This window comes from Mesorhizobium sp. M8A.F.Ca.ET.202.01.1.1 (genome assembly GCF_004791595.1).
Taxonomy (GTDB): Bacteria; Pseudomonadota; Alphaproteobacteria; order Rhizobiales; family Rhizobiaceae; genus Mesorhizobium.
Window position 1 is genome coordinate 59162 of sequence record NZ_SRUN01000001.1, and the last position, 6743, is coordinate 65904.

The window sequence follows — 6743 nt, forward strand, 5'->3', positions numbered from 1 at the left end:
TTTTTCCTTTTCTCGCTGCCGTTACTGGCGGAAGGGGAAGTTGAAAGCCTTGAGCAAAGCCCTGGCTTCGTCGTCCGTCTTCGCAGTCGTACAAACGATGACGTCCATGCCCCAGATCTGATCAACCTTGTCGTAGTTGATCTCCGGGAACACGATGTGCTCCTTGATGCCCATGGCGTAGTTGCCACGGCCATCGAAGCTCTTGGGGTTCAGTCCGCGGAAGTCGCGGACGCGCGGCAGCGCGATGTTCACGAGGCGGTCGAGGAACTCGTACATACGTTCCTTGCGCAGCGTGACCTTGGCGCCGATCGGCATGTTCTCGCGGACCTTGAAGCCAGCGATCGAATTGCGGGCGCGGGTGACGACGGCCTTCTGGCCGGCGATCATCGCCAGATCTTCGGCCGCGACCGAAGGCTTCTTCGAATCTGCGGTCGCTTCGCCGACACCCATGTTCAGCACGATCTTGTCGAGGCGCGGAACCTGCATGTCGTTGTCGTAGCCGAACTGCTCCTGCAGCGCCTTGCGAATGGTCTCGTTGTAGACCTGCTTGAGGCGCGGCGTGTTGTTGGCAGTCGCCTGCTTGGTTTGAGCCTTAGCCATTGATGACTTCTCCCGAGCGCTTGGCGACGCGCACCTTCTTGCCGTCCTTCTGGAAGATGAAACCGACGCGGGTCGGCTTGCCATCCTTCGGGTCGGCCAGCGCGATGTTCGACAGCTGGATCGGCGCTTCCTTGGTAATGATCCCGCCCTCTTGGGACTGGGACTGCTTCTGGTGACGACGGATCATGTTGACGCCGCGCACCAACGCGGTGTCATCCTTCGGCTGAACCGAAAGGACTTCGCCCGAACGGCCCTTGTCCTTGCCGGCCAGCACGACGACCTTGTCGCCTTTTCTAATCTTTTGCATTGGTCCGGCTCCTTACAGCACTTCAGGCGCGAGCGAGATGATCTTCATGTGGTTCTTGGCGCGAAGTTCGCGCGGAACCGGTCCGAAGATACGCGTGCCGATCGGCTCTTTCTTGTTGTCGACGAGAACGGCCGCGTTCTTGTCGAAACGGATCACGCTGCCGTCCGGGCGGCGGATGTCCTTGGCCGTGCGAACCACGACCGCCTTCATCACATCGCCCTTCTTAACGCGGCCGCGCGGAATGGCTTCCTTGATCGACACCACGATGATGTCGCCCACGGAAGCGTATTTCCGCTTCGAGCCGCCCAGCACCTTGATGCACATGACACGACGCGCACCGGAATTATCCGCCACGTCGAGGTTTGTTTGCATCTGAATCATGACTGGCCGCCTTCTTCTTTTCTAACGGGACGGGCTCGAAGCCCCTCCCCGGTCTGTCCAAAATTCGTTTGTTTACGCCTGGTCCGAGGATACGACGATCCAGCGCTTATCCTTGGAAATCGGCTTCGATTCCTGGATGAACACCTGATCGCCGACCTTGTGGGCGTTGTTCTCGTCGTGCGCCTTGTACTTCTTGGTCATGCGCACGGTCTTCTTCATCACGGGATGCGTGAAGCGCCGTTCGACCTTGACGACAACCGTCTTCTCGTTCTTGTCGCTGACGACGGTGCCCTGCAGAATGCGCTTTGGCATGGTTTTCGTCCTTAAGCCTTCTTGGCCGCGGACTTTTCCGCAGCGATGGTCTTGATACGCGCAATGTCCTTGCGAACCTGCCTCACGCGCGCGGTCTTTTCGAGCTGGCCGGTGGCCTTCTGGAAGCGCAGGTTGAACTGCTCCTTCTTCAGGCTGGCCAGGTCGTCGGTCAGCTGGTCCTGGGTCTTGGTCCGGATGTCTTCGGCTTTCATGATCAGCCCGTCCTTATTCTGCGATGCGCTGTACGAAGCGCGTCCTGACCGAGAGCTTGGCCGCGCCGAGACGCAGCGCCTCACGGGCGGTTTCTTCATTGACGCCGTCGATCTCGAACATGATGCGGCCCGGCTTGACGCGCGCCGCCCAGTAGTCGACCGCGCCCTTGCCCTTGCCCATGCGGACTTCGGTCGGCTTCGACGTGACCGGCACGTCCGGGAAAATACGGATCCAGACGCGGCCAGCGCGCTTCATTTCGCGAGTGATCGCGCGGCGGGCCGCCTCGATCTCACGCGCGGTGACGCGGTTCGGCTCAAGCGCCTTCAGCCCGAAACCACCGAAATCCAGGTTGGTGCCGCCCTTTGCGGTACCATGGATACGGCCCTTGAACTGCTTGCGGAACTTTGTGCGCTTTGGCTGCAGCATCGTTCTAACTCCAAATTCCTAAATGTCTCAGGCGTTTTCGCGACGACGACCGCGTTCGCGATCACCACCACCGCCATGCGCGGCATCACCCTCGGTCGCACGACGCTCCGAAGCCATCGGATCGTGCTCGAGGATCTCGCCCTTGAATACCCAGACCTTGACGCCGCAAATGCCGTAGGCCGTATTCGCCTCGGCCGTGCCGTAGTCGACATCGGCGCGCAGCGTATGCAGCGGCACGCGACCTTCACGGTACCATTCCATGCGCGCGATCTCGGCGCCGCCAAGACGGCCGGCGCAGTTGATGCGGATGCCTTCGGCACCGAGGCGCATGGCCGACTGCACGGCACGCTTCATGGCGCGGCGGAACGCGATGCGGCGCTCGAGCTGCTGGGCGATCGACTGGGCGACTAGGGTCGCGTCGATTTCCGGCTTGCGCACTTCGACGATGTTGAGGTGCGTCTCGGACTTCGTCATCTCCATCAGCTTCTTGCGAAGCTTCTCGATGTCGGCGCCCTTCTTGCCAATGATCAGACCCGGGCGCGCGGCATGGATGGTGACGCGGCACTTCTTGTGCGGGCGCTCGATCACGACCTTGGAGATCGCGGCCTGCTTGAGTTCCTTCTCAAGATACTTGCGGATCTTGATGTCCTCATGCAGCAGCTTGCCGTACTCGCCGGTGTTCGCGAACCAGCGCGAATCCCAGGTGCGGTTGATGCCGAGGCGAAGACCGATCGGATTGACTTTCTGGCCCATTATGCGGCCTCCCCTTTTTCTTCGACTTCACGAACGACGATCGTGAGGTGCGAGAACGGCTTCTCGATACGGCTGGCGCGACCGCGGCCACGAGCGTGGAACCGCTTCATGACGATCGACTTGCCGACATAGGCTTCCGCCACGATCAGCGCATCGACGTCGAGGTCGTGGTTGTTTTCCGCGTTGGCGATTGCCGATTCCAGCGTCTTCTTGACCGTGCCGGAAATCCGCTTGGCCGAGAATTCGAGATCGGAAAGCGCTGTCGCGACCTTCTTGCCGCGGATCAGCGCGGCAACCAGGTTCAGCTTCTGCGGGCTGATACGGATCGTGCGCAACACGGCGCGCGCTTCGTTGTCAGCAAGCCTGCGCGGAGCTTTGGCCTTGCCCATGATTATTTCCTCTTCGCCTTCTTATCCGCGCCGTGACCGTAATAGGTCCGCGTCGGAGCGAATTCACCGAACTTGTGACCAACCATGTCCTCGTTCACCGCGACGGGAACGTGCTTCTGGCCGTTGTAGACACCGAAGGTGAAGCCGACGAACTGCGGCAGGATGGTGGAGCGACGGCTCCACATCTTGATCACCTCATTGCGACCACCTTCACGAACCTTATCCACCTTCTTGAGAAGGTAGCCGTCGATGAAGGGGCCTTTCCAAATAGAACGAGTCACTTGGCGTTACCTCTTCTTAGCTCTTGCGCTGATGGCGCGAGCGCAGGATGAACTTGTCGGTCGCCTTGTTGGACCGCGTCTTCTTGCCTTTGGTCGGCTTGCCCCACGGGCTGACCGGATGACGGCCACCGGAGGTGCGGCCTTCGCCGCCGCCGTGCGGATGGTCGACCGGGTTCATGGTCACGCCGCGATTGTGCGGACGCTTGCCACGCCAAACCGTGCGGCCGGCCTTGCCGTCGTTGATGTTGCCGTGGTCCGGATTGGACACGGCACCGACGGTGGCCATGCAGGAGCCGTGAACGACACGCTGCTCACCCGAGTTGAGGCGCAGGATCGCCATGCCCTGGTCACGGCCGACCAGCTGGCCGTAACCACCCGCGGAGCGGGCAACCTGGGCGCCCTTGCCCGGCTTCAGCTCGATGTTGTGGACGATGGTGCCAACCGGCATCGAGGCCAGCGGCATCGCGTTGCCCGGCTTCACGTCGACGGCTTCGCCCGCCACGATCTTGTCGCCGGGAGCCAGGCGCTGCGGAGCGATGATGTAGGACAGCTCACCATCATCATACTTGATCAGCGCGATGAAGGCGGTGCGGTTCGGATCGTATTCGATGCGCTCGACCGTGCCGACGACGTCGAACTTGCGGCGCTTGAAGTCGATGATGCGGTACGAACGCTTGTGACCGCCGCCGATGAAGCGGGCCGTGATGCGGCCGTAATTGTTGCGGCCGCCCGACTTGGTCAGGCCTTCGGTCAGGCCCTTGACGGGCTTGCCCTTGTAGAGGCCCGAGCGGTCGACGATGACCAGCTGGCGGGTGCTCGGCGTTATCGGGTTGAATTTCTTAAGTGCCATTGTCCTGTCCTCGCGGCCTTGCTCAGAGACCCGTCGCGACGTCGATCGACTGGCCGTCGGCCAGCGTCACGATCGCCTTCTTGACGTCGCTCTGGCGGCCGATCGTGCCGCGGAAGCGCTTGATCTTGCCCTTGCGGACAAGCGTGTTCACGGCCATCACCTTGACGCCGAACAGCGCTTCGACGGCGGCCTTGATTTCCGGCTTCGACGCCTTCTTGGCGACGTTGAAGACGACCTGGTTCTGCTCGGAGGCCATGGTCGACTTTTCGGTGATCGCCGGCGAGACGATCACGTCGTAGTGACGAAGGTCGGTCATTTAAAGCGCTCCTCGAGAGCCTCGACGGCGGCCTTCGAAAGGACCAGCGTGCCGCGGCGCAGAATGTCGTAGACGTTGATGCCCTGGATGGGCAGCACGTCGATGTTGGGGATGTTGGTGGCTGCCAGCTTGAAGTTCTTGTCAAGCTCGGCGCCGCCAATCACCAGGGCGTTGGTCAGGCCCAGCGTCGCGAAATTCGCGATCAGCGCCTTCGTCTTGGCCTCGGTCAGCTTCAGCTCGTCGACGATGATGATCGATGCGCTCTTGGCCTTGGCCGAGAGAGCATGCTTGAGGCCAAGCGCACGAACCTTCTTGGGCAGTTCATGCTCATGGCTGCGAACGACCGGGCCGTGGGCCTTGCCGCCGCCGCGGAACTGCGGAGCGCGTGCCGAGTGGTGACGGGCGCGGCCCGTACCCTTCTGCTTGTACATCTTGGCGCCGGTGCGCGCGATTTCGGCGCGACCCTTGGCCTTGTGCGTGCCCTGCTGCTTCTTGGCAAGCTGCCAGCGCACGACGCGCTGCAGGATGTCCTCGCGCGGATCAAGGCCGAAAATTCCGTCGGAAAGTTCCACCTTGCCGGCGTCTTTACCGCCGAGCGTTGTGATCTTGAGATCCATTATTCCGCTCCCTCTGTGGCCGGAGCCTCGTTCTTCGCAGCTGCCGCAACAGCGCGGATCGCGGCGGGCTTCGGCGCATTGGCCGGCAGCGCCACCTTGGCCGCGTCGCGGACCAGGATCCAGGCGCCCTTCGATCCGGGAACCGCACCGCGGATCAGGATCAGGCCGCGGTCGGCGTCGGTCGAGACGATCTCGACATTCTGCGTGGTGACCCTGGTGTCGCCCATGTGGCCAGCCATATGCTTGCCCTTGAACACCTTGCCCGGGTCCTGACGCTGGCCGGTCGAACCGTGTGTACGGTGCGATACCGAGTTACCGTGCGTCGCGCGACCACCACCCATGTGGTGACGCTTGATGACGCCCTGGAAACCCTTGCCGATCGTCGTGCCCGTCACATCGACCTTCTGGCCGGCGACAAAGTGCTCGACGGTGATCTCGGCGCCAACATCGATCATGTTGTCGGCGGAGACGCGGAACTCGGCGACCTTCGCCTTCGGCTCGACGGAAGCGGTCGCGAAATGGCCGCGCATCGCCTTCGACGTGTTCTTCACCTTGGCGAGGCCAACGCCGAGCTGAACGGCGGTGTAGCCATTCTTCTCCTGCGTGCGCTGTGCCACGACCTGGCAGTTCTCCATCTGGAGAACGGTGACGGGAACATGTTCCCCGGCATCATTATAGATGCGGGTCATTCCCACCTTCTTTGCAATCACACCTGAACGCATCGGTTCAATTCCTTTAGAGTTCCGGGCCAGGGACACCGCCCCTTACCGCGCTCTCATTCCCTTAGAGCTTGATCTCGACGTCGACGCCGGCGGCCAGATCGAGCTTCATCAAAGCATCGACGGTCTGCGGGGTCGGATCGACGATGTCGAGCAGACGCTTGTGCGTGCGCATCTCGAACTGCTCGCGGCTCTTCTTGTCGACGTGAGGCGACCGGTTGACCGTGAACTTTTCGATCCGCGTCGGCAGCGGAATGGGGCCGCGGACGTTTGCACCAGTGCGCTTGGCCGTCGACACGATTTCCTTCGTCGAGGCGTCGAGCACGCGGTGATCAAACGCCTTCAGGCGGATGCGGATATTCTGTCCGTTCATGCGTCACTTCCTTGTTCTGGCGCGGCGCGGGCAACTCCGGCGCCCGCGACAGATCGGTTTAAGTCCAAATTACTCTTTGATGGTGACGACGATGCCGGCACCGACGGTGCGGCCGCCTTCACGGATGGCGAAGCGCAGCTTCTCTTCCATGGCGATCGGCACGATCAGCTCGACATCGACCGTGATGTTGTCGCCAGGCATCACCG

At 61.8% G+C, this 6743-nt stretch carries 14 protein-coding genes and 1 pseudogene; all 15 read right to left on the minus strand.

The features are described 5' to 3' along the window. Positions 1-21: 21 nt before the first annotated feature. Positions 22-600, minus strand: coding sequence for a 50S ribosomal protein L5 (gene rplE, locus EN845_RS00310; RefSeq protein WP_127278265.1), 579 nt, complete (start codon positions 598-600; stop codon positions 22-24). Next, on the minus strand, positions 593-907 hold the full coding sequence (rplX, locus tag EN845_RS00315) for a 50S ribosomal protein L24 (RefSeq protein ID WP_006205456.1): 315 nt from the start codon (positions 905-907) through the stop codon (positions 593-595). Before rplX ends, rplE begins: the two co-directional genes overlap by 8 nt. Before the next feature lie 12 nt (positions 908-919). Next, positions 920-1288 (minus strand): 50S ribosomal protein L14, encoded by a 369-nt coding sequence (gene rplN, locus EN845_RS00320; RefSeq protein ID WP_006205457.1) that lies wholly within the window; start codon positions 1286-1288, stop codon positions 920-922. A 72-nt stretch (positions 1289-1360) separates the two neighbouring features. Continuing rightward, positions 1361-1600 (minus strand): 30S ribosomal protein S17, encoded by a 240-nt coding sequence (rpsQ, locus tag EN845_RS00325; RefSeq protein ID WP_010909280.1) that lies wholly within the window; start codon positions 1598-1600, stop codon positions 1361-1363. 11 nt (positions 1601-1611) lie between these two features. Next, positions 1612-1812, minus strand: a complete 201-nt coding sequence (rpmC, locus tag EN845_RS00330) for a 50S ribosomal protein L29 (protein WP_006205459.1) — start codon at positions 1810-1812, stop codon at positions 1612-1614. Positions 1813-1825: 13 nt separating this feature from the next. After that, positions 1826-2239 (minus strand): 50S ribosomal protein L16, encoded by a 414-nt coding sequence (gene rplP, locus EN845_RS00335; RefSeq protein ID WP_006205460.1) that lies wholly within the window; start codon positions 2237-2239, stop codon positions 1826-1828. Positions 2240-2266: 27 nt separating this feature from the next. After that, positions 2267-2992, minus strand: a complete 726-nt coding sequence (gene rpsC / locus EN845_RS00340) for a 30S ribosomal protein S3 (protein ID WP_013895697.1) — start codon at positions 2990-2992, stop codon at positions 2267-2269. Beyond that, positions 2992-3381 (minus strand): 50S ribosomal protein L22, encoded by a 390-nt coding sequence (gene rplV, locus EN845_RS00345; protein ID WP_006205462.1) that lies wholly within the window; start codon positions 3379-3381, stop codon positions 2992-2994. The genes rpsC and rplV overlap by 1 nt, the downstream gene beginning before the upstream one ends. A 2-nt stretch (positions 3382-3383) precedes the next feature. Then, entirely contained in the window at positions 3384-3662 is a 279-nt protein-coding gene (rpsS, locus tag EN845_RS00350; protein WP_027044977.1) for a 30S ribosomal protein S19, read from the minus strand. Between the two features lie 16 nt (positions 3663-3678). Beyond that, on the minus strand, positions 3679-4512 hold the full coding sequence (rplB, locus tag EN845_RS00355; protein ID WP_127278266.1) for a 50S ribosomal protein L2: 834 nt from the start codon (positions 4510-4512) through the stop codon (positions 3679-3681). A gap of 22 nt (positions 4513-4534) precedes the next feature. Next, complete coding sequence (locus EN845_RS00360; RefSeq protein ID WP_010909275.1) at positions 4535-4828, minus strand: 50S ribosomal protein L23; 294 nt, start codon at positions 4826-4828, stop codon at positions 4535-4537. Continuing rightward, positions 4825-5445 carry a 50S ribosomal protein L4 gene (gene rplD / locus EN845_RS00365; protein ID WP_127869366.1) on the minus strand — a complete coding sequence of 207 codons (621 nt, stop codon included), beginning with the start codon at positions 5443-5445 and terminating at the stop codon, positions 4825-4827. Before rplD ends, EN845_RS00360 begins: the two co-directional genes overlap by 4 nt. Then, complete coding sequence (gene rplC / locus EN845_RS00370) at positions 5445-6167, minus strand: 50S ribosomal protein L3 (RefSeq protein ID WP_023757978.1); 723 nt, start codon at positions 6165-6167, stop codon at positions 5445-5447. The genes rplD and rplC overlap by 1 nt, the downstream gene beginning before the upstream one ends. 61 nt (positions 6168-6228) lie before the next feature. Then, positions 6229-6537, minus strand: coding sequence for a 30S ribosomal protein S10 (gene rpsJ, locus EN845_RS00375; RefSeq protein ID WP_010909272.1), 309 nt, complete (start codon positions 6535-6537; stop codon positions 6229-6231). Between the two features lie 69 nt (positions 6538-6606). Beyond that, positions 6607-6743, minus strand: a pseudogene (gene tuf, locus EN845_RS00380) (elongation factor Tu); the annotation flags it as partial.

Coding starts and splice junctions, on each gene's coding strand:
- rpsC (WP_013895697.1), bottom strand. CDS start 2,992: ATGGGCCAGAAAGTCAATCCGATCGGTCTTCGCCTCGGCATCAACCGC.
- rplE (WP_127278265.1), bottom strand. CDS start 600: ATGGCTAAGGCTCAAACCAAGCAGGCGACTGCCAACAACACGCCGCGC.
- rplP (WP_006205460.1), bottom strand. CDS start 2,239: ATGCTGCAGCCAAAGCGCACAAAGTTCCGCAAGCAGTTCAAGGGCCGT.
- rplD (WP_127869366.1), bottom strand. CDS start 5,445: ATGGATCTCAAGATCACAACGCTCGGCGGTAAAGACGCCGGCAAGGTG.
- rplV (WP_006205462.1), bottom strand. CDS start 3,381: ATGGGCAAGGCCAAAGCTCCGCGCAGGCTTGCTGACAACGAAGCGCGC.
- rplX (WP_006205456.1), bottom strand. CDS start 907: ATGCAAAAGATTAGAAAAGGCGACAAGGTCGTCGTGCTGGCCGGCAAG.
- EN845_RS00360 (WP_010909275.1), bottom strand. CDS start 4,828: ATGACCGACCTTCGTCACTACGACGTGATCGTCTCGCCGGCGATCACC.
- rpsQ (WP_010909280.1), bottom strand. CDS start 1,600: ATGCCAAAGCGCATTCTGCAGGGCACCGTCGTCAGCGACAAGAACGAG.
- rpsJ (WP_010909272.1), bottom strand. CDS start 6,537: ATGAACGGACAGAATATCCGCATCCGCCTGAAGGCGTTTGATCACCGC.
- rpmC (WP_006205459.1), bottom strand. CDS start 1,812: ATGAAAGCCGAAGACATCCGGACCAAGACCCAGGACCAGCTGACCGAC.
- rplB (WP_127278266.1), bottom strand. CDS start 4,512: ATGGCACTTAAGAAATTCAACCCGATAACGCCGAGCACCCGCCAGCTG.
- rplC (WP_023757978.1), bottom strand. CDS start 6,167: ATGCGTTCAGGTGTGATTGCAAAGAAGGTGGGAATGACCCGCATCTAT.
- rplN (WP_006205457.1), bottom strand. CDS start 1,288: ATGATTCAGATGCAAACAAACCTCGACGTGGCGGATAATTCCGGTGCG.